Annotated in this window: 16 protein-coding genes, 1 pseudogene and 2 riboswitches; of the genes and pseudogenes, 8 read left to right on the top strand and 9 right to left on the bottom strand. The window is 69.2% G+C overall.

The window, feature by feature from the left end; genetic code table 11:
* Positions 1 to 80 precede the first annotated feature (80 nt).
* On the top strand, positions 81 to 1,682 hold the full coding sequence (locus BLP88_RS02490; RefSeq protein ID WP_074586679.1) for a phytoene desaturase family protein: 1,602 nt from the start codon (positions 81 to 83) through the stop codon (positions 1,680 to 1,682).
* Positions 1,683 to 1,774: 92 nt separating this feature from the next.
* Here BLP88_RS02490 and BLP88_RS02485 read toward each other — a convergent pair whose 3' ends face one another.
* The 8 genes from BLP88_RS02485 to BLP88_RS02450 all read right to left on the bottom strand — a co-directional run bounded on the left by BLP88_RS02485 (position 1,775) and on the right by BLP88_RS02450 (position 11,515).
* Positions 1,775 to 3,310, bottom strand: a complete 1,536-nt coding sequence (locus BLP88_RS02485) for a carboxyl transferase domain-containing protein (protein ID WP_084110710.1) — start codon at positions 3,308 to 3,310, stop codon at positions 1,775 to 1,777.
* Complete coding sequence (locus BLP88_RS02480; RefSeq protein ID WP_245679742.1) at positions 3,307 to 4,551, bottom strand: CaiB/BaiF CoA transferase family protein; 1,245 nt, start codon at positions 4,549 to 4,551, stop codon at positions 3,307 to 3,309. Before BLP88_RS02480 ends, BLP88_RS02485 begins: the two co-directional genes overlap by 4 nt.
* Positions 4,548 to 6,002, bottom strand: coding sequence for a sodium:solute symporter family protein (locus BLP88_RS02475; RefSeq protein ID WP_074586677.1), 1,455 nt, complete (start codon positions 6,000 to 6,002; stop codon positions 4,548 to 4,550). The genes BLP88_RS02480 and BLP88_RS02475 overlap by 4 nt, the downstream gene beginning before the upstream one ends.
* Positions 6,002 to 6,289 carry a hypothetical protein gene (locus BLP88_RS02470; protein ID WP_074586675.1) on the bottom strand — a complete coding sequence of 96 codons (288 nt, stop codon included), beginning with the start codon at positions 6,287 to 6,289 and terminating at the stop codon, positions 6,002 to 6,004. The genes BLP88_RS02475 and BLP88_RS02470 overlap by 1 nt, the downstream gene beginning before the upstream one ends.
* Positions 6,286 to 7,713 carry an amidase family protein gene (locus tag BLP88_RS02465; protein WP_074586674.1) on the bottom strand — a complete coding sequence of 476 codons (1,428 nt, stop codon included), beginning with the start codon at positions 7,711 to 7,713 and terminating at the stop codon, positions 6,286 to 6,288. Before BLP88_RS02465 ends, BLP88_RS02470 begins: the two co-directional genes overlap by 4 nt.
* A gap of 285 nt (positions 7,714 to 7,998) precedes the next feature.
* Positions 7,999 to 8,970 carry an Lrp/AsnC family transcriptional regulator gene (locus tag BLP88_RS02460; RefSeq protein WP_074587156.1) on the bottom strand — a complete coding sequence of 324 codons (972 nt, stop codon included), beginning with the start codon at positions 8,968 to 8,970 and terminating at the stop codon, positions 7,999 to 8,001.
* 80 nt (positions 8,971 to 9,050) lie between these two features.
* Complete coding sequence (locus BLP88_RS02455; protein ID WP_074586672.1) at positions 9,051 to 10,043, bottom strand: nucleoside hydrolase; 993 nt, start codon at positions 10,041 to 10,043, stop codon at positions 9,051 to 9,053.
* A gap of 35 nt (positions 10,044 to 10,078) precedes the next feature.
* Positions 10,079 to 11,515, bottom strand: coding sequence for an MFS transporter (locus tag BLP88_RS02450; protein ID WP_074587154.1), 1,437 nt, complete (start codon positions 11,513 to 11,515; stop codon positions 10,079 to 10,081).
* Positions 11,516 to 11,655: 140 nt separating this feature from the next.
* On the opposite strand from BLP88_RS02450, the gene BLP88_RS02445 reads away from it, so the two are divergent.
* The 3 genes from BLP88_RS02445 (at position 11,656) to BLP88_RS02435 (ending at position 14,360) form a co-directional block, all read left to right on the top strand.
* Positions 11,656 to 12,525 carry a ribokinase gene (locus BLP88_RS02445; protein WP_074586670.1) on the top strand — a complete coding sequence of 290 codons (870 nt, stop codon included), beginning with the start codon at positions 11,656 to 11,658 and terminating at the stop codon, positions 12,523 to 12,525.
* The gene (locus BLP88_RS02440) at positions 12,522 to 13,040 is read left to right on the top strand and encodes a GNAT family N-acetyltransferase (RefSeq protein ID WP_074586669.1); all 519 of its coding nucleotides are present in this window, start codon (positions 12,522 to 12,524) and stop codon (positions 13,038 to 13,040) included. The genes BLP88_RS02445 and BLP88_RS02440 overlap by 4 nt, the downstream gene beginning before the upstream one ends.
* Positions 13,041 to 13,226: 186 nt before the next feature.
* Positions 13,227 to 14,360, top strand: coding sequence for a YihY/virulence factor BrkB family protein (locus BLP88_RS02435; RefSeq protein ID WP_074587152.1), 1,134 nt, complete (start codon positions 13,227 to 13,229; stop codon positions 14,358 to 14,360).
* A gap of 241 nt (positions 14,361 to 14,601) precedes the next feature.
* On the opposite strand, the gene BLP88_RS02430 is transcribed toward BLP88_RS02435, so the two are convergent.
* Positions 14,602 to 15,861, bottom strand: a complete 1,260-nt coding sequence (locus BLP88_RS02430; RefSeq protein WP_074586667.1) for an MFS transporter — start codon at positions 15,859 to 15,861, stop codon at positions 14,602 to 14,604.
* Between the two features lie 116 nt (positions 15,862 to 15,977).
* On the opposite strand from BLP88_RS02430, the gene BLP88_RS02425 reads away from it, so the two are divergent.
* The 4 genes and pseudogenes from BLP88_RS02425 to BLP88_RS02405 all read left to right on the top strand — a co-directional run.
* Positions 15,978 to 16,952, top strand: a complete 975-nt coding sequence (locus tag BLP88_RS02425; protein ID WP_074586665.1) for a glycoside hydrolase family 26 protein — start codon at positions 15,978 to 15,980, stop codon at positions 16,950 to 16,952.
* Between the two features lie 63 nt (positions 16,953 to 17,015).
* Complete coding sequence (gene trmB / locus BLP88_RS02420; RefSeq protein WP_175453475.1) at positions 17,016 to 17,954, top strand: tRNA (guanosine(46)-N7)-methyltransferase TrmB; 939 nt, start codon at positions 17,016 to 17,018, stop codon at positions 17,952 to 17,954.
* 3 nt (positions 17,955 to 17,957) lie between these two features.
* Positions 17,958 to 18,446, top strand: coding sequence for a type II toxin-antitoxin system RatA family toxin (locus BLP88_RS02415; RefSeq protein ID WP_074586664.1), 489 nt, complete (start codon positions 17,958 to 17,960; stop codon positions 18,444 to 18,446).
* Between the two features lie 753 nt (positions 18,447 to 19,199).
* Positions 19,200 to 19,297: riboswitch (glycine riboswitch) on the top strand.
* 1 nt (position 19,298) lies between these two features.
* Positions 19,299 to 19,409: riboswitch (glycine riboswitch) on the top strand.
* 73 nt (positions 19,410 to 19,482) lie between these two features.
* A pseudogene (locus tag BLP88_RS02405) lies at positions 19,483 to 19,812 on the top strand (lipoyl synthase); the annotation flags it as partial.

Genomic DNA, 19,812 nt, shown 5'->3' with positions numbered 1-19,812 from the left:
TCTCCACACAAGGGCAAGAGTTCCTTATGAGTCACAATTAGTTGTACTGGTCCACTCAAGCCTCTGCCTACCTTGGGCCCATGGCGAACACCTCTTACGACGTCGTAATTGTTGGTGGCGGACACAACGGCCTCACGGCTGCGGCCTACCTGGCCCGGGCGGGCAAGGAAGTGCTCCTCCTTGAGCGCGATGACCATTTGGGCGGCGCGGCGGTCTCGGCCGCGCCCTTCGACGGGGTGGACGCACGCCTGTCCCGCTATTCCTACTTGGTCAGCCTCATGCCAAAGCAGATCATCGAGGATCTGGGCCTGGACATCGAGCTCGCCCGGCGCCGCTATTCCTCCTACACCCCGGTGCCTGGCAACACCGCCGCTGGCTTGCTGATCGACGGCGGCGACGCCGAGGCCACCCGGGAATCCTTCAAGCGCATGGCAGGCAGCGACGCCGACTTCGACGCCATGCAGGAATTCGACGCCGCCACCGGACGCCTGGCCCGAGCCCTGTTCCCTACCTTCTGCGGACCGCTGCCCAGCCGCTCCGAGGCCCGCAAGCTGCTCGACGATGACGCCCTGTGGGACGAACTCATCGAACAGCCGCTCGGCCAGTCCATCACCCGGCGTATCAGCGACGACGTAGTCCGCGGCGTCGTGGCGACCGACGCACTCATCGGCACTTTCACCTCCCTGGACGCCCCCTCACTGGACGCCAACCGCTGCTTCCTCTACCACGTCGTCGGGAACGGAACGGGCGACTGGGACATCCCGATCGGCGGCATGGGTGTGGTCTCCCGCGAGTTGGAACGTGCGGCCCGCGAGGCCGGTGCCACGCTGCTCACCGATGCGGAGGTCACCTCGGTATCGCCCGCCGGCGGCGTCCGCTACGTTTCGGACGGCGCCGAGCACATCGTCGAAGGACGGCACGTGCTGGCGAACGTCGCGCCCGCGGTCCTGGACGGACTGCTCGACGGCGGACAGTCGCCCGCCGTCGACACCGCCCGTCCCGAAAATGCCCGTCCCGAAGGCGCCCAGGTGAAGGTCAACCTGCTGCTCGCCCGGCTGCCCCGCCTCAACGACGAAACTGTGGCACCGGAGGCGGCCTTCGGCGGGACCTTCCACATCAACGAAGGCTACGGACGCCTCGAACAGGCCTACCAGGAGGCACTCGAGGGCGCCATCCCGCACCCGATGCCCTGCGAGATCTACTGCCACTCCCTGACGGACCCGAGCATCCTCCCGCCGGAACTCGTCGCGGCCGGCGCGCAGACCCTCACTGTGTTCGGCCTGCACATTCCGCACCGCTGGATCACCGAGGAAAACAACGACGCCCGCCGGGCAGAACTGCAGGCCGCAGTGCTCGCGTCGCTGGATTCGGTCCTCGCCGAACCGATCGAGGACCTGATCCTCAGGGACGCCAATGGCAGGCCGTGCATCGAAACCAAAACCACGCTGGACCTTGAGCACGCCCTCAACATGCCCGGCGGCAACATCTTCCACGGCGCGCTGCAGTGGCCCTTCCTCGAAGACGACGCACCCCGAAACACGGCAGCCGAACGCTGGGGCGTGGGCACCGGCAACCCGCGCATCCTCGTCTGCGGCGCCGGCGCCCGGCGCGGCGGCGGGGTGAGCGGCATCGGCGGCCACAACGCGGCGATGGCGGTCCTGGAGGAGCTGGCCGGGCAGTGATACCGAAACGTTCCTGACCTTCTTTGGCACGGAAAAGCCCGCGACACGCCGTCATGCACGGTGTGTCGCGGGCTCCCGCAGTCCAAAGAAGGTCAGGAGTGACGGCCTCCCCGCCGTCCCTGCGACCGGCCTTCCTGAACTGCGAGCCCTTCCTGCGCCGCCTGCGGTTCTTGAAAAGCGAGTTGGCGGGCGGCCGCGGCTGCGAGCCGCCCGCAGAACCCCGAACCTTCGCCGACGATCTCGTGCACTTCGCCGTCGTCGAACAGTTCGCGGGCGCCGATCCGCTGCTGTTCCGCCAGTTCGGCCGCGTGCGCGGTGTCTCTGTGCACGATCAGGCTGGCACCTTCGGGCGGCAGCGGGGCCAACCAGGCGTGCTCCGCCGCCACAGTGCGCCGGGCGGCGGCGAGCGCGAGTGCCCCGCCGCCGGTTCCCTCCCCCATCAGGATGGCCACGCTTGGCACCGTCAGCCGCAGGAGCCCGGCGATGCAGTCGGCAATGCCCCCGGCGATCGCGGCTTCCTCCGCCTGGACCGACAGCTCGGCGCCGGGGGTGTCCACCACAGTGACGAGCGGCAGCCCGAGCTCCTCCGCCAGCCGCATGCCGCGGCGGGCCTGCGCCAGCCCCGCGGCGTCGAGCACGGAACCGGCGCGCTGGGCCGCCCGGTCCTGCCCGACGACGACGGCCGGCCGGGCGGGCATGCCGGGTTCCAGCAACTCGGCCAACACGACGGCGGTGCTCGCCGACAGCTGCCCGCGCCCGGTTCCGGACAGCCGGACGGTGCGGCCGAAGCCGGCCTCAAGCAGTTCTGCCAGACCCGGACGGCCCGGCTTCCTGGTGCGCAGGACCGAGTCCCACACGCTGCCGGAACGTTCCGCGGAAAGGGAGACGCCGCCGTCGGGCTGCTGCTCCGGCTCGGCAGAAGCCGAACCGGCCAGGATCCCCAGCACCCCGGCGGCGAGCTTCCGGAACCCCGCAGCGTCCAGGACGGCGTCGACGGTTCCGTGCGAGAAGAGATGTTCGCTGGACTGGACCCCGGCGGGGAAGTCTTCGCCGCGGAGCCCAGCGTAGACCTTCGGCCCGAGGAAGCCCACCAGGGCACCGGGCTCAGCCACGGTCACGTGGCCCAGTGAACCCCAGGACGCGAACACGCCGCCCGTGGTGGGATGCCGCAGGTACGCCAGGTACGGCAGGCCGAGCGCCTTGTAGGCCGTGAGCGCCTCGGTGATCCGCACCATTTGCAGGAAGGCGAGCGTGCCCTCCTGCATGCGGGTGCCGCCGGAGGCCGGTGCCGCAATGAGGGGCAACCGGCGGCGGCCGGCTTCCTCGATCGCCGCGACGATCCGGTCCGCGGTGGCCCGGCCGATCGAGCCGCCCAGAAAGGTGAACTCGCTGGCCAGCACGGCTACCGGGTGCCCGTCGATCAGTCCCTCTCCGCACATCACGGCTTCGTCGGCGCCGCTGCGTTCGCGGGCCCGGTCCAGATCGCCGAGGTACGCGGGGGTGGCATTGGCCGTCGCCGGAACCGGCTGGTCCCAGCTGCGGAAGCTGCCTGCGTCCAGCAGTTGGGACAGCAGTTCCGCCCCGCCCAGCCGCAGCGGCCGGGTGCCGCTTTCCAGAACCGCCGTCATGGTGTTCCCGTTCCGGAGACGCCCGCGCCCGAGGCGCCGAGCAGCGCGCGCTCGTCCAGCCAGGCCCGGATGCTGTGGTCGTGCTCGCCCAGGCGCGGAGGGGCGCCGTGCCGCAGGCGGGTGGTTTCGGTGCCGTCCCCGTCGAAGAAGCGCAACGGCGAGCCCGGGACCTCGATCCGGCCGAGCGTGGGGTGCTCGATGTCCAGGAGCAGGTGCTGGCTGCGCGTCTGTTCCCAGGCGAAGACCTCGTCCAAGGTCCGGACCCGGCCAGCGGGAATGCCTGCCAGTTCCAGCCGCGTGAGTAGTTCCTCCGAGCCGGTGTCGGCGAACACGGCCTCAATGGCCTCGATCAACGCCGCCCGGTTGCCGACGCGGGACTGGTTGTCCTTCCAGCGTTCGTCAGCGGTAGGTAGGCCAAACTCGGCGGCGAACCGCTGCCAGAGCCCCTCGGAGCCGACGGCAATCTGCACGGCCCCGCCGGCGCAGCGGAAGAGCCCGTACGGCGCGATGGACGGATGGTGGTTCCCCTGGGCCTGCGGCACCTGGCCGCCCACGGTCCAGCGGGTTCCCTGGAAGGCCAGCACGCCCACGATCGAGGAGAGCAGGGAGGTGCGGACCGTCTTGCCCCGGCCGGTCTGTTCGCGTTCGAGCAGCGCCGCGAGCACTCCGTAGGCGCCGTGGATTCCGGCCAGCACGTCGCCGATCGGCACGCCCACACGCTGCAGCTCGTCGGGGCCGGAGCCGGTGAGGGACATGAGGCCGGCCTCGCCCTGGGCGATCTGGTCGTAGCCGGCGCGGCGGCCTTCCGGGCCGTCGTGTCCGAACCCGCTGATGGCCAGCACCACCAGCCGCGGGTTGAGCTCCTCCAGGGTGGCGGGGTCGAAGCCCAACCGGTCCAGGGTGCCGGGGCGGAAGTTTTCGATCAGGACGTCCGCACGGCGCAGGAGTTCGCGGAGGGTTTCCTTGCCGTCCCCGGACTTCAGGTCCAGGCGCAGGGATTCCTTGTTGCGGTTGCAGGAGAGGAAGTACGTCGACTCACGGCCTTCCGGGGTGTCCACGAAGGGCGGCCCCCAGCCGCGGGTGTCGTCGCCGCCGTCGGGGTTCTCCACCTTGATGACGCGGGCGCCGAGGTCGCCGAGCATCATGCCGGCGTGCGGCCCGGCGAGCGCGCGGGAGAGGTCGACGACGAGCTTGCCGTCCAGTGGTCCTGTTGCGGCGGCCGTCATGCCTGGGCCGGTCATGCCTGGGCTCCTACTGCCGGGCGTGCGCCGAGTGAATCGTCGTCCGCGGTGTCCCGGACCGCCAGCGGGTTGCGGCGGCGCCGGATGAACTCCCCAATGACGAGGACCAACAGGTTCGGGGCGAGGGCGATCAGGCCCGAATCCACGCCGCCCGTGGGGATGTTCCCGAAGGTGATGACGGCGACCGTGAGCGTGCCGGTGATGATGCCCAGGTTGACCGGGACCGCGCCGACGCGCACCTTGCGGCCAATGGCGATCGCGACGGCGGGCGCCAACTGGGTGAGGCCCCCGTAGGTGAGCAGCAGCAGCGCGCCGATGTCCGACTTCGCCAGCCCGAACGCCAGGGCCAGGCCGACGGCGACGGCGACCACCACATGGTTGAGCCGGAACCGCAGCTTGGGGTTCTTGACCGTGAGCAGGTTGTTGGAGACCAGCGAGGAGATGCCCATGGCGATGGCGCCGGCGGGGACCATGGCGGCAGCCGCGCCGCCGATCGCGATCACGGCGATGAGGGGCTCGGGCAGGGTGTGCTGGGCGACGCTCAGCAGGACCTGGTTGCCCTTGGTCGCCGGGTCGAGGATGAGGGTGGCGGCGATGCCTGCGGTGATGGGGATGAGGAGCAGGAACTGGTAGATGGCAAGCCACTTGACGTTGTCCCGGAGCACGGCGCCGCTCTTGGCAGCAAGGACCGGCGGCCACAGGTGCGGGAAGGTGTTCAGGCCCGCGCCGATGCTGGTGACGATCACCGAGGTCACCCAGAAGGTGGCGTCGAAGCCGGGCCGGGTGATGGTGAGGTAGTCCGGGGCGGTGTCGATGACCTTGGCGAAGATGTCCGGGATGCCGCCGATGCCCGCGATCACGCCGGCCAGGACGATCACGAGGGCCGCGAGCATGGCGAAGTCCTTGAAGATCGCCACCTTGGCGAGGCCCCGGATGCCGGCCCAGATGACGAAGACGACCACCAGGACGCTTGCCACGGCCATGCTGTACCCGCGGGCGGATTCGCTGCCCGTGGCCAGCTGGACGATCAGGCCGAGGCCGGTGATTTGCAGCTGCAGGTACGGGATGAGGAAGACGGCGCCCACCAGGGCCACGGTTTTGCCGAGGGACTTGCTCTTGAAGCGGTCCGCGAAAAAGTCCGCCATGGTCAGGTAGCCGCGGTGCGCGCCGAGTTCGCGCTGCCGCGGGATCACGAAGTACTGGAGGATGCAGGTGATGGTCAGGTAGGCCACCGCGAAGAGCGCGGCGACGCCGCCGCCGAAGGCGATGCCCGCCAGGCCGAGGAAACTGAAGGTGGTCAGGGACTCGCCGGCCTGCAGGAACCAGGTGGTCCAGCGGGGCAGGTCGCGCTTTCCGACCGTCCAGCCGGAAAGTTCGGTCTGGCGGCGGCGGCCCGCAATGCCGAGGGCACCGATGCCGATGATTCCGATGATGATGGCGACTGTGAGCATCAGTGGGCCTCCGGTCCGTTCGGTTCGAGTGCGGCCCGGCGCTGTTCGGACAGCTCAAGTTCGAGCCGGTCCAGTTCGGCGCCGCCTTCGCGCAGGTAGCTGCGTTCGATGATCTGCAGGGCGGCCACCGTGGCGATGATCATCAGGCCCATCCAGACGATCGCGGCGGGCAGGCCGAGCCACAGGGTGGGGGTGGAAACGAAGGGCAGGAAGGGGGTGGCGATCATGCCGAGGATGGGGACGGCGGCGATGGCAAGCCGCTTGGGTGATGCGAGGACGGTACTCATAGGACTGCAGCTCCTTGGGGGTGAACGGCTGAGCAGGATGAGAGTTGTTCGAAGGCCGAGGCGAGTCGGAGCAGGCGGACATCGCTGCCGCGCGCGCCGATCATCTGGAGGCCGACGGGAAGGCCCGACGGCGTGAAGCCGGCCGGGACGGACAGGGCCGGGAGTCCCAGCGGGGTGAACAGGTACGGGGCACGCATCCAGTCGAGGTAGTTTTCGAGTTGCTGCCCCTCGATCTGGGTGGGGTATTCGAGGTCCGCGTCGAACGGTGCCAGCTGGGAGGCCGGTGCAATCACGAGGTCGTAGCGGGTGAAGAACTCCGCCGCCTTGCGGATGAGGCGGGTCATTCCTTCCTCGGCACGGAACACGTCGCGCCCGCTCAGCTTGGCGCCGTCGCGGATGTTTCCGGCGAGGAAGTGGTTGAACAGGCCGGGGTCGGCGTCGAGGTCATCGCCCCAGGCGGCGTGGAAGCTGGCCGCCCGAAGGACCCGGAAGACTTCCTCGGAGCCGTCCAGGTCCGGGCAATCGAGTTCGACGTGGGCGCCGAGTTCCGCCAGCACCTTGGCCTGGGGGTCGAGCACGTCCAGGACTTCCCGGGCCACCGGAATCCGGCCGCCGAGGGTGGGGGCGTAGGCGATGCGCAGTCCGGCGAAGTCCTGCGGGGACGGCTCGCCGGCGTGCGTTTCCTCTGCCGGGAAGAAGGAGAAGGGGTCGTCCGGCGTGGCGCCGCGCATGGCCGAGAACAAGAGGGCGGCGTCCTCCGCGGTGCGGCCCATCGGGCCGGCGACGCCCAGCGGGAAGAAGACGTTGCCGCCGTCGGTGTTGGGCACCATGCCCGGGGTCGGGCGCAGGCCCACCACGTTGCAGAACGACGCCGGGTTGCGCAGGGAGCCGCCCATGTCGCTGCCATCGGCGATCGGCTGGAAGCCGGATGCCAGGGCTGCCGCGGCGCCGCCGCTGCTGCCGCCGGCCGACTTGGACGGGTCGTAGGGGTTCCGGGTGGCGCCGAAGAGCCGGTTGAAGGTGTGCGAGCCGGCCGCGTACTCCGGCACGTTGGTCTTGCCAACACGGATGGCGCCGGCGTCCAGGATGCGCTGGACGTGCAGGTCGTTCGTGCCCGGGACGAAGTCCGCATGGCGCGGATGCCCGAAGGTGGTCCGCATCCCGGCCGTCTGGGCGGTGTCCTTGAAGCTGATGGGCAACCCGTGCAACGGCCCTGTGGGAACGCCGGCGGCGAGCCGGCGGTCGGCCTCGGCCGCGGCGGCGCGGGCACCATCTTCGTCCATGGTGACCACGGCGTTCACGAGGGGGTTGAGGCGGTCGATCTGCTCGAGGTGGGCTTCGAGCACCTCGACGGCGGATACCTCGCGGGAGCGCAGGAGCGCTGCGAGCTCCACAGCCCCGCGGTACACCAGTTCATTCGTCATGATTCATTGAGCCTTTGCTTGGTTTCCATTTGAGCCGTTTATTTGGCTCTGTTGGAGTTAATGAATCACCATAGTGGCGCGTGTCACGTTTGGCTAGGGGTGCGCGGAAAGTTTCTTTCGGGCGCGGCAGCGTCACGCGGGGCAGGCTTTGGGCATGCAGCAGCCGAGCGGGCCGCGGAAAGGCGCGGCAGAACGCCGTCGGGGGCCCGGAAAAACTGCCGGGCGTGACGCGGCCGGCGCGCGGAAGCAGCAGCGGGTCAGCGCGGAATCAGCGGAACGCTGGAATCAGGAAGGGTCCGGCATGCGCACGCCGCCGCGCTTGTACGCGCGGACCACCAGGGAACTGCGCACGGCGAGGGCACGTTCCGCCCAGGGCGACTCGAGCAGGAAGGCGCGCAGCTCGTTCAGGCTCGGGAGGGTCACGTTGGCCATGAGCTGGAACTCGCCCAGGGCCATGGCGGCATAGCGCACGGCGGGTTCGCCGCCGAGGAGGCGGCCGACGTCGGCGACGTCCGCGGGTGCGGTGCGCACCCAGATAACCGCCTCGATCGGCAGGCCGATGTCCGCGGGTTCGACGATGGCGCGGACGCTCAGGTTTCCGTTTTCGAACAGGGTGTTGAGGCGGCGCCGCACGGCCGGGGCGGACAGCCCCACGGCTTCGCCGAGTTCGGCCACCGGGACGCGTCCGTCCTCAACGAGCAACTGCACCAGGCGGGTGTCGACGTCGTCGAGGATGGCGCTGGCACTCGGCCGGGTCACCGGCACCGGGAAGTCCTGCAGGGCCGCGGTTTCCTCGGCGGTGACGGGTCCGGGGTGCCACTCGGCCACGGTGCGGAAGTACTCAAGGAGGGGCCAGGCATTCACCTGCGTGACGCCGTCGAGCGCGGGAAGCTCCTCCAGCACCAGGCTGGAGAGCCGGCCCGGGCGCGCCTGGACCTCGAACAGCAGCCGGGTGGGGCTGGTGAGGGCGTACAGGAAGTTGGCGTCCGGGTCCTTGGCGAGTTCCTCGGCGATGCCTGCCAGTTTCGCCGGCTCGCACTGGACCTCCACCAGGTGGGTGGGACCGAGCGTGACGAGCCCGGCGACCCGCACGGTGCCGGATTCCAGCAGGGCCATGCCGCGCCGGGTCACGGTACTGAAGGACTCCCCCAGCACCTCGGCGATGCGCCGCCACGAGGCGCGGCCATTGACCTGGAGGGCGGCAACAATCCGCCGGTCCAGCCCGTCCAGTTCGCGCGAAGGTGCGTTCATGACCATCCACCCGATTATGCCGCAAAGGGACATGTCCACCCCGGCAATGCGAGGCATGGACATGTCCCTCCGGAGCTGGTGCGGGCTCAGGCCCCGGCAGCCACCGGGGCAAGCGGCACGGACGCAGCCGGCACGGGAGCCAGCAGCGCCGCCATCAGGTGCGGGGCGAAGTCCTCTTCGAGTTCCAGGACCACCTGGCAATGGGCGCCGGGCTGTTCCGGGTAGCCCAGGTGCACGCCGCGCAGGTCGCAGACCGTCTGCCCGCGGCCGGGTCCGTCGCCGGCGTCGACCTCCACATGGACCACCGGCGCAGTACGCAGTGCGACGGCGTCCACGGCCACCGCGGCGGCGAGGGGATCGTGCATGGCGGAGCACGCGCGGCCGAAGATGCCCTCGTAGAAGCGGTAGTAGTAGCCGAGCATTTCGCCCAGGGCGCGGGCCAGCGGGCTGTCCGAGGCGAGCAGTTCCAGGCGGTGCTCCTCTTCCAGGACGTTGCTCATGGTTACGTCCAGCGGCACCAGCTTGATGTTCCATGGTGATGCGAGGACTTCGCGGGCGGCCTCGGGATCGTTGCCGATGTTGGCTTCGGCCAGCGGGCTGATGTTGCCCGGAACCATGGCGGCGCCGCCCATGATGGTGATCTCGGCGACCAGTTCGGGCAGCCGCGGTTCCAGGCGCAGGGCCTCAGCGATGTTGGTCAGCGGGCCGATGGCCAGCACGCGCAGTTCGCCGGCGTTTTCGCGGGCGAGGCGAACCAGCATTTCGGCAGCGGATTCGGCCAGCGGCGCGGCCTCGGCCTTGGGCAATGCCACGCCGCCGATTCCGTTGGCGCCGTGCACGTGCGGCGCTCCGCCGTCGAACGCCCGGGCCTGGAAGTCGTGCGCCCCCACGGCCACCGGGATCTCCGGCCGGCCGGCCAGGCGCAGCAGGTCAAGCGTGTTCACGGCGCCGGTGGCGGCCGCGACATTCCCGCTGACGGTGCCGATGCCGAGCAGCCGGGCTTCCGGCGCGGCGAGCAGGTAGGCCAGGGCCAGGGCGTCGTCGATTCCGGTGTCGCAGTCCAGGTAGAAGGGCAGCATGTCTGGGTATCGCTTTCTGTTGGGAGGATGCGGGCTTAGGCGGCGGCGTCGGCGTCGGGCGCGGGGACCAGGAGGCTGACCAGCAGGGCCGCCGCGGTGATGCCCACCGAGATCCATAGCGCGACGGCGTACCCGCCCTGGGTGCCGAGTCCGGCGAAGGGTGCCACGAGGACGACGCCGAGGCTCGCCCCGGTGCCGAAGGAGGCGCCGTTGATGCCGGGCAGGGAGCCCGGGGCTTCCTTGGGCGAGAGGAGCACCGACAGGCCGTTGATCGAGGTGAGGAAGAAGCCGTTGTAGAAGATGCCGAGGGCTGCGACGGCGGCCAGCACGGCCCACTGGTTGTCGGCGAAGAAGGCCGCGGCCACGGCACAGGCCAGGCTCAGGGCGGTGCCGATGCGCAGGGTCCTGATCCAGCCAACCCGGCCCGTGAGCCAGCCCGCCAGCGGGGCCGCGAAGACGCCGATCAGGGCGGCAGGGGTCAGGAAGAGCAGGGCCGAGAGCGACGCGCCGAGGCCGAAGCCGTTCTTGCCGTCCTGGCTGAGCAGCACCACTGTGAAGTTCATGATGGCGAAGATGCCGGCGAGGGTGAGCACGGTGGTGGCGATGACGGTCCAGACCTGGCGGGAGCGCAGGTGGTGCACGGCGATCAGCGGGGAGCTGCGGCGCTTTTCCGCGGCGCAGAAGGCGATGAACGCGGCCACGGTTCCGGCCAGCAGGGCAAGCGCAGGGACGGAGGTCCAGCCGGCGGAGGATCCGGTGCTGACGAAGTAGCTCAGGCAGACCAGGAAGACCGAGAGGAACGCCGCACCCCACCAGTCCATGCTTCCGCCGCCGGTGTTTGCCGCACGGCCGCCGGGGACGATGCGGATGATGCATACGGCCGCGATGGCGGCGAGGCCGAGCACCACCAGGAAGATCGACTGGAAGCCGAAGGCCTCGGTCATCAAGCCGCCCGCGTAGCCGTCGAAGCCGGCCACGCCGCCGTTGACCGCGGCGATGATGCCCACCGAGGTTCCGAAGGCGCGAGCGTCGAGGTTCTCGCGGAGCACGATGTAGGCGAGCGCGAAGATGGCGCTGGACACGCCCTGGAGGAAGCGGCCGATCACCAGGAGGGTCAGGCTGGGCGCGGCCAGGCAGAGCACGGTGCCCAAGGCCATGACGCCGAGGACCAGCAGGAGCGCGCGGCGGCGGCCGATGAAGTCGCTCCAGCGGCCCATGATGGGGCCGGAGATGGCGCCGGCCAGGAAGAACATGGACTGCACCTGGGCCACCGCGCCGGCGTCGGCGCCGAAGTGCGCGCCGATCTGCGGCAGCGCCGGAGTCACCATGCTGGCGTTGAGCTGGAAGGACAGCACGCCCAGCAGGAGCGTGGTGATGAGGATGGCGGCCCTGGGCCGGCGCGCACCGGGCAGTTCGACGGCGGCGTCCTGCGGGGCATCCTGCGGAGCGGGCGCGTTGGCGGGTGAGGAAATCACAACAAACTCCCTTGTTCGTCGGGTGTGGTTCGTCGGGTTGGGGATGACGGGAACCCTCAGTGGATTCGAGTTGTTATACAAGCACGTATTACGAACAAGTACAACATTTAAATGTGAAAATGACTACACTGTCCTCCATGACTTCCTCGAACCCCCTCCTGCCGCGCCACCGCGCGCTCACCGTGCTCGGCAGCATCAACCTAGACCTCATCGCCACCGCTGAGCGCCTCCCGACGGCGGGCGAAACCATCGGCGGCGGCGCACTGAGCAGGCAGCCGGGCGGCAAGGGCGCCAACCAGGCCGCCGCGGCAGCGCGCCTGGACGGCTCGGCCCGGATGATCGGCGCCGTGGGCGACGACGACGCCGGCCGCGAGATGCTCGATGCCCTCACCGCCGCGGGCGTGGACGTGTCCGACGTCGCGCACCGCAGCACGCCTACCGGAACCGCGCTGATCGTGGTCGACAGCGCCGGCGAGAACCAGATCGTCGTGTGCCCGGGCGCCAACGCCGAAGTGTCCCTGGAAGGCGTCGCCTTCGCCGAGGACGAGACCCTGCTCTGCCAACTGGAAGTGGGCCTGGACGTCGTCGTCGAAGCATCCCGCCGGCACCCCGGTTTCTTCGCCCTCAACGCCGCACCGGCCCAGTCCCTGCCCGCCGAACTGGTGCAGCGCTGCGACCTGGTGATCGTCAACGAAACCGAATACGAACTCATCCCCGAACTGGCGCAGGCCCGCCTGGTGGCCGTGACCTACGGCAAGGACGGCTCGGCGCTATTCCGGGACGGCAAGGAAGTGGCCCGCGCGGCCGGGCGCCGCGCCACCGTCGTGAACACGATCGGCGCCGGCGATGCCTTCTGCGCCGCATTCGTGCTGGGCCTGCGCAACGGGCTGTCCGACGAGCAGGCCCTCGCCGCCGCCAACGCAGTAGGGGCCGACGCCGTGGGGCAGCATTCCTCGCAGCCGGAACTCGGGCGCCTGGATTCCTACCTCGGGGTTGCTTCCGCGTGACGGCCGTCCCCACTGCCACGGAATTGGAGATCCGCGTTGCCGGGCCGGAGGACTTCGCAGAGATCCGCCGCATCACCATCGGCGCGTATCTCGCCGCCGGGCACGTCACCGAAGGCCACCCCTACCTGGCCGTCCTGGGTGATGTGGAGCAGCGGGCCAGGCACGCCGAGCTGTGGATCGCCGAGCTGGGCGGCCGGGCCGTGGCGTCGGTGATGATCACCCACCCGGGCCGGAAATACACCGAAGTGGCGCTCGACGGCGAACTCGAGTTCCGCATGCTGGCCGTGGACCCGGCGGCCCAGGGCCTCGGCGTCGGCCGCCGGACCGTGGAGCGGATCCTCGACCACGGCCGTTCGCTGGACGGCGTGGAGGCCGTGGCCATCACCAGCGGCGCCTGGATGGCGCCGGCGCACCGGCTCTACGGATCGCTCGGTTTCGTGCGGGTTCCGGAGCGGGACTGGAGTTTCGATGGCGGCCCGAAGGACCTCTGGGTCTTCCGCCACGGGCTCCGGTAGCCCGGTGTCCGTCCGGACAGTTCTGAATGCAGTCCGGCCCTTACCCAAAATGCTAAGTATGCTTAGTATTTAGGGAGTAGGTTTCCCCGATCTCGATCCTCTCCTTGAAGGAAGCCCGGGATGACAGAAGAAGAAGAACGGCCTGCGCAGGGGCCGGGATTGCAGCAAGAACGCGGGAGCACGGCCATGCCCGAACGGCGCGGCGGCCCGGAAGCCGATGGCCCGCCCCGGACCAGCACGGCAAAGGCCGGAACAGCTCCGGACGCGGACGATCCGCGCAAGCCGGAAAGCCCTGCCGAGTTGACGAAGCCAACCTGGCGGTACATCGCCGGGCGGACGTTCCGGGAGTTCGGCAAGGACCAGTGTCCCGACGCCGCCGCGGGCCTGACCTATTACGGTGTGCTTTCCCTTTTCCCGGCGCTGCTGGCTCTGGTGTCGCTGCTGGGCATTGTCGGGCAGGCCGGGCCCATGACCATGGCCTTGTTCGACATCGTCCGCGGCATCGCGCCGGGGGCCACGGTGGACACCATCAGGCAACCCATCGAAGAGCTCACCACCTCGCCGGCGTCCGGATTCACGTTGGTCATCGGCCTGCTAACAGCCCTGTGGTCCGCTTCCGGGTACGTGGGCGCCTTCAGCCGGGTCATGAACCGGGTATACGAGGTCGACGAGGGCCGGGGCTTCCTCAGGCTCCGGGCGACCATGCTGGGCGTGACGGTGCTGGGCATCGTGATCGCCGCGGTGATCGCCGCGGCCCTGGCACTGAGCGGGCCGGTCGCCGACGGCATCGGAAAGGCCCTCGGGCTCGGCGGGGACCTCCTGGCGGTGTGGGGCATCGCCAAGTGGCCGGTGGTGGTCCTGCTGGTCATCGTCATCATCGCCGTGCTGTACTACGCCACCCCGAACGTCAAACAGCCCAGGTTCCGCTGGATGAGCATCGGCTCCTTCGTGGCCTTCCTGGTGTTCGTCCTGGCGTCGCTGGGATTCGGGTTCTACGTCGCGAACTTCGCCAACTACAACAAGACGTATGGCGCGATCGGGGGCGTGATCGTCATGCTCCTCTGGCTCTGGATCCTGAACATGTCCTTGCTGTTCGGCGCCGAACTCGATGCCGAAATGGAACGCGGCCGCGAACTCCAAGCGGGGCTGGACGCCGAGGACGCCATTCAGCTCCCGCCACGGGGCACCAAGCGCAGCGCAAAAGAGCAGCAACAGGACAAGGAAGCCCGCAGCTACGCCCGAACCGTGCGCGGACACGACGACCGGGCCGGGCGCCGACCCCCGCGTGGTCGTGCATTCGGTCCCAAAAACACCGATTAGCCCGACAGGAAGACGATCCCCATGAGTGGCAACAATCCCCTCGACACCACACCTCAGGAACCCGCCCATCCGGAACTGCGGACCACTCGGCCGGCTCCTCCCCTCTTGGAAGACGCAGGCAGCGCGGACACACATCAAATGCGCGTCATTGGGCGTCGCCGCCACGAAGCAGAAGCAAAACTGGCAGAGCAGCGCAACAGATCCGCCCAGGAAAGGCCACAGACCAAATAGTTCCGCCGCGTCAGCCCCCGACGTACCGGTTCCGGCCGGCGCGGTAGCCGAACACCGCCGCCAGCGCTCCAACCACCAGGAACAGAATGCCGGCCGCGGCGAAGCCACCCGTGGCCTGGTGCAACTGGCCCACCAGCAGGGTGCCGGTGGAGCCCAGACCGTAGCCCACGCCCTGCATCATCCCGGAAAGGTGCGCTGCCGTGTGCGCGTCCCTGGTGCGCAGCATGATCATAGTCAGCGCCACCGCGGTGAGGCTGCCCTGCCCCAGGCCCAGCAGCCCGGTCCAGGCCCAGGCCAGCTCCACGGGCCCGAAGATGCTCAAGGCGAAGCCGCCGCCGGTCATCAATGCCACCACCACATTGATGGCGCGCTGGTCCCGGAACCGTGCGGCCAGCCCCGGAGCGAACAGGGAACCGAGCATCTGCAGCACGATCGACACAGACACGATCAACCCGGCCGTGCCGCCGTCGACCCCCCTCTCGCGCAAGACCGGCGCCAGCCAGGCGAACACGCTGAAGGACATCATGGCCTGCAGCACCATGAAAACGGTGACCTGCCAGGCGACCGCGGAGCGCCACACATTGGCGCCCTCCGTTTGGAACTGGTGCCTGACGACGGGCTGGCGGAGCGCCAGCGGCAGGAACAGCAACAGCACGACGGCGGCCGGCAGCGCCCAGAACCAGAGCGCCGAGGTCCACTGGCCGGCAGCCCGGAACACCGGATAGGTAAAGCCGGCACCGAGCGCCGCGGAGGCGCAGATCGCCGTCGTATAGAGCCCGCCCATCAGGCCGAGGCGGTGCGGGAAGTCCCGCTTCACCACTCCCGGCAGCAGCACATTGCACAGGGCGATCGCTGCGCCGCAGGCGGCGGTCCCGGCCAGCAGCGCGGGCAGGTGGCCGGCGCCCGGGACGTCCGCCGGCCGCAGCAGCAGGCCCGCCGTCAGGATCGCCATCGCCCCGAGCAGCACCCGCTCCGCGCCGAAACGCCGGGCAAGCACCGGGGCCAGCGGCGCGAACACGCCAAGAAGGGTGACGGGCACAGTGGTGAGCACCACCACCGCCCAGCCCGGCAGGCCGGCGTCGGCGGTGATCTCCGGAAGCACGGCCGAGAAACTGGAGAACACGGTGCGCAGGTTGAGGCCGATCAGCACCAGGCAGGCACCCAGGTACACCAGGCCCTTGGCCGTGGAGACGCGTGTGGGACCGGCCGCTGGGACTTCGCCGATTTCGGCGTCGACCAGGGGCTCGGAGTTTTCGGCGTTGCGCGTCACGCTCCGAAATCTACACGCCGCCCTTCCGCCGTTCACGTCGCGGCCCTACAGTATTCCCACCAGTAACACTGTTCACCCGTTCCCCCCTTCTTCCACGGTCACCGGCTGGAGGCCCCATGTTCCCGGACTTTTCACGCCCCGTGACGCGGCGGGCAGCCCTAGGAGCGCTGGGCGCCGTCGGCCTCGCAGCGGCCACCGCCGCAGAGGCCTCGGCGGCACGGTCCGCGGCAGGAACGCCGCAACTGGCCTTCGGCGTCGCAACCCCGGGCGGACCCTTGGACGCGACGGGCCTGAACGAAGTCACCCGGCTCGCCGGAGAAGCGCCACGCCTGATCCTGCGCTACAAGGATTTCCAGCAGCCGGCGCCCGTCTCCGAAATCCAGGCCTGCATCAACCGCGGCGCCCGGCCCGTCATCACCTGGGAACCCTGGGTGTGGGGCGGCGGCCTCGAGCAGCCGGCCTACTCCGTGGCAAGGATCGCGGCCGGCTATTTCGACAGCTACGTCCGCTCCTGGGCCACCGCCCTGGCGCCCTTCGGGGATCTCGTCACCATCCGCTTCGCCCACGAAATGAACGGCTACTGGTACCCGTGGTGCCCCGGCGTCAACGGCACCACGGCAGGGGACTTCATCGCGGCCTGGCGCCGGATCCATGGCATCTTCAGCGCCAACGGGGCCCGGCCGCAGTGGCTGTGGTCCGTGAACGATCCCTACCCCGGGTCGGTGCCCCTCGCCTCCGTCTACCCCGGATCCGATGTGGTGGACCAACTCGCCCTGGACTCCTACAACTTCGGCACGAGCCAAGGCTGGTCGGTGTGGGAGGGCCCCGCGCAGACCTTCGCACCCGGGCTCGACGCCTTGCGGGCGCTCGGCACCGGCAAGCGGATCATCATTTCCGAAACCGCCTCCAGCGAGCTCGGCGGCTCCAAACCGACCTGGATCAAGGACGCCGTCTCCTACCTCGATGCGCAGCCGGACGTGGATGCCTTCATCTGGTTCCACTTCCTCAAGGAAACGGACTGGCGGATCAACAGCAGCAAGGCCTCGGCCACGGCGTTCAAGAACGCCCTCTCGGCCCGGAGCTCCGCCTAGGGTCCCGGCCAACCCCTGCTTCCTTGACCCTGCGCTCCCTGGCGCCCGGCTATCCTGAAAGGGATGAGCACCCCCGAAATTCCGCAGTCCCCGCAGCACTCCGCACAGTCCCCGATGCCGCGTCCCGTCACCCCCGGCAGCCAGGCCTCCTTCGGCACCTACGGCGGCCGGCCCGTCAGTTTCGTGCGGCGCGGGACCCGCCTGCAGGGCCGCCGGCAGCAGGCCTGGGACGAGCACGCGGACCGCTGGGTGCTCGACGTGCCGCGGCACGTCGCCAACACCTCCGTGCACCCTGATTACGTGTTTGACGCCGAAGCCGAGTTCGGCCGCAAGGCCCCCCTGGTGGTGGAAATCGGCTCGGGCCTGGGCGAGGCCGTCTGCCATGCCGCCGAAGAACACCCGGACAAGGACTTCCTGGCCGTGGAGGTCTACACGCCGGGCCTCGCGAACACCCTGATCAAGATCGCCAGCCGGGGTCTCAGCAACGTGCGCGTGGTGGAAGCCAACGCCCCTGAGGTCCTGGCCACCATGCTCCCGGCCGGTTCCGTCAGCGAGGTCTGGGTCTTCTTCCCCGACCCCTGGCACAAGTCCCGGCACCACAAGCGCCGGCTGATCCAGCCGGAGTTCGCCAAGCTCGTGGCCCGCGTCCTCGAGCCGGGCGGCCTCTGGCGGGTCGCCACCGACTGGTCCAACTACGCCGTCCACGTCCGGAACGTCGTGGCGGAGTCGCAGGACTTCGAAAACCTGCACCACGGCGAACGCTCCGGCCCGGAGAGCCCGCTCACCAAGGTCTGGGAATCCGGCGTCGAATCCGTGGTGGGCGGCGCGCCCGTCAAGGAAGGCCGCGCGCCGGTCAGCACCGAGCACACGGGCCCCAACGAAGGCGTGGACCACGTGGGCGGCTGGGCGCCGCGCTTCGACGGCCGCATCCGCACCAGCTTCGAGACCAAGGCGCACGAGGCCGGCCGGATGATCTTCGACCTCTGCTACCGCAAGGTGTAAGCCGTGCCCCAGGTGCGCGCGGAGCGCTTCATCCGGCTCGACCCCGAAACGGCCTTCGCCCTGTCCCAGACCACCGGAGCGTTCCGCCTGAAGTGGGACCCCTTCATTTCGGCGCAGTCCTTCGTGGACGGTGCCACCGCCGCAGGCAAGGGCGTCCGTACCCGCACGGTGTCCCGCATGGGCCTGCGCATGGTCAGCGAATACGTCTCGTACGTGCCGCCGAAGAGCGTGGGCATGACCATGGTGGCCGGGCCGTGGTTCTTCGGGAACTTCGGCGGCGGCTGGCGTTTCACCCCCGACGACGGCGGCACCCGTGCCGTGTGGAAGTACACCTTTTCGTGCCGGCCGGCTTTCCTGAAGCCGCTTGCCGAGCGGATCGGCGGCTGGCTGCTGGGCCGGGAAATCGAACGACGGATCGAGGCCTTCGCGCGGGCCTGCGAGGACCCGAAACTGCTGGCCGAGTTCCGGGGAAGCGCGAAACACGGTGAATGATCTCTTCCAAATGAAGCCCAGCAGCCAGATGGCCGGGCTGAACCGTGAGCACATCAGGACCCATTGGGCCTCTCTTGGATATCCAAGCGAAGCCGTGGCGCAGCACTGGCAGGATCGATCATGTGGAGTCTTGTGCCTTCGCACGGCCTACCATGCGCTCCTCGACCATCTAGTCGACCCCGCTTCACTCACGGAGGAACTGTTGGCCTCCGGCGCTTACAGCGAGAGTAAAGGGTGGCTCCACGCAGGGCTGGCCGCGCATGCGAGGAAAACCGGGCTCCAGGCGGAACTCTTATTTCTTGACCAACCTGAGGAATTCGTGCGATTGCTGCGCTCCCCCGGGCTATGCATCGCCTCGGTGGGTAAATCCTTTGATGAGCCAGGAACGCGCGGGCATCTGGTCCTAGCGTCCGGAATCTCCCACGACGGCCACATCAAAGTCCATGACCCAAATGGGGCAGGTTCTCCGGCGGGACACAAGAACGTTCACCTCGGCGTCTTCTGGGAGCACTTTTCCAAGCGGGCCCTCTTCCTCCGGGAATAGGGGCTCCGATTCCGCCCGCGTCCGTCCGACGTCGAACTCGCCGGAATGCTGCGGGGTCGCCGGAATGTTCCGGCGACCCCGCAGCATTCCCGCGACCCCGGCGCTCCCGCGACCCCGGCGAGTTGCGCCCGATTGCCCGCGGGCTTTGCTCCGTCCCTCCCCCGGCCGGTACCCTGTGAAGCGTGCCGCCCCGTGGCGGCACGCGCTTATGATCTGCGGCGGGAGAGTCCTGCCGGTACATTCAGCGGGCGCCGTAGGAGCAAACCCTCCCCGGGAATCTCTCAGGCCCACGTACCGCCGCGGCAAGGCACCTCTGGAAAGCAGTCCGGCTGGACCCACAGCCCGGCTCACCGACGGGGCAAGCGAATCCTGCAGCAGCGGGGCGCGGAATCTCTCAGGTCCAATACAGAGCGGGGAGGAACCACATCAATGTGGCGCCCCCGTGCCACCTGAGTCCTGGAGCCCCCCCCCCCCCCTATGAGCGTGAATAACCTGGCACCCGAAGGCCGTAAGTTGCTGCGTGTTGAGCAGCGCAACAAGGCCGTCCCGGTCGAACGCAAGCCCGAGTGGATCAAGGCCAAGGTCCAGATGGGGCCCGAGTTCGTGGGCCTGAAGAACCTCGTGAAGAAGGAAGGCCTGCACACCGTCTGCGAGGAAGCCGGCTGCCCGAACATCTTCGAGTGCTGGGAAGACAAGGAAGCGACCTTCCTGATCGGCGGCTCCGAATGCACCCGCCGCTGCGACTTCTGCCAGATCGACACCGGCAAACCCTCACCCCTGGACCGGCTGGAGCCCACCAAGGTCGCCCGCTCCGTGCAGTCC

This window comes from Arthrobacter cupressi, assembly GCF_900099975.1.
Taxonomy (GTDB): domain Bacteria; phylum Actinomycetota; class Actinomycetes; order Actinomycetales; family Micrococcaceae; genus Arthrobacter; species Arthrobacter cupressi.
Note: the sequence above shows the minus strand (reverse complement) of the source record. Positions and strands in the feature narration are given on the sequence as shown.

Excerpts from the sequence above, each read along its gene's own strand:
- BLP88_RS02445 (WP_074586670.1), top strand. The coding sequence starts at position 11,656 with ATGACTTCCTCGAACCCCCTCCTGCCGCGCCACCGCGCGCTCACCGTG.
- BLP88_RS02465 (WP_074586674.1), bottom strand. The coding sequence starts at position 7,713 with ATGACGAATGAACTGGTGTACCGCGGGGCTGTGGAGCTCGCAGCGCTC.
- BLP88_RS02470 (WP_074586675.1), bottom strand. The coding sequence starts at position 6,289 with ATGAGTACCGTCCTCGCATCACCCAAGCGGCTTGCCATCGCCGCCGTC.
- BLP88_RS02490 (WP_074586679.1), top strand. The coding sequence starts at position 81 with ATGGCGAACACCTCTTACGACGTCGTAATTGTTGGTGGCGGACACAAC.
- BLP88_RS02425 (WP_074586665.1), top strand. The coding sequence starts at position 15,978 with ATGTTCCCGGACTTTTCACGCCCCGTGACGCGGCGGGCAGCCCTAGGA.
- BLP88_RS02480 (WP_245679742.1), bottom strand. The coding sequence starts at position 4,551 with ATGACCGGCCCAGGCATGACGGCCGCCGCAACAGGACCACTGGACGGC.
- BLP88_RS02435 (WP_074587152.1), top strand. The coding sequence starts at position 13,227 with ATGCCCGAACGGCGCGGCGGCCCGGAAGCCGATGGCCCGCCCCGGACC.
- BLP88_RS02485 (WP_084110710.1), bottom strand. The coding sequence starts at position 3,310 with ATGACGGCGGTTCTGGAAAGCGGCACCCGGCCGCTGCGGCTGGGCGGG.
- BLP88_RS02455 (WP_074586672.1), bottom strand. The coding sequence starts at position 10,043 with ATGCTGCCCTTCTACCTGGACTGCGACACCGGAATCGACGACGCCCTG.
- BLP88_RS02460 (WP_074587156.1), bottom strand. The coding sequence starts at position 8,970 with ATGGTCATGAACGCACCTTCGCGCGAACTGGACGGGCTGGACCGGCGG.
- BLP88_RS02475 (WP_074586677.1), bottom strand. The coding sequence starts at position 6,002 with ATGCTCACAGTCGCCATCATCATCGGAATCATCGGCATCGGTGCCCTC.
- trmB (WP_175453475.1), top strand. The coding sequence starts at position 17,016 with ATGAGCACCCCCGAAATTCCGCAGTCCCCGCAGCACTCCGCACAGTCC.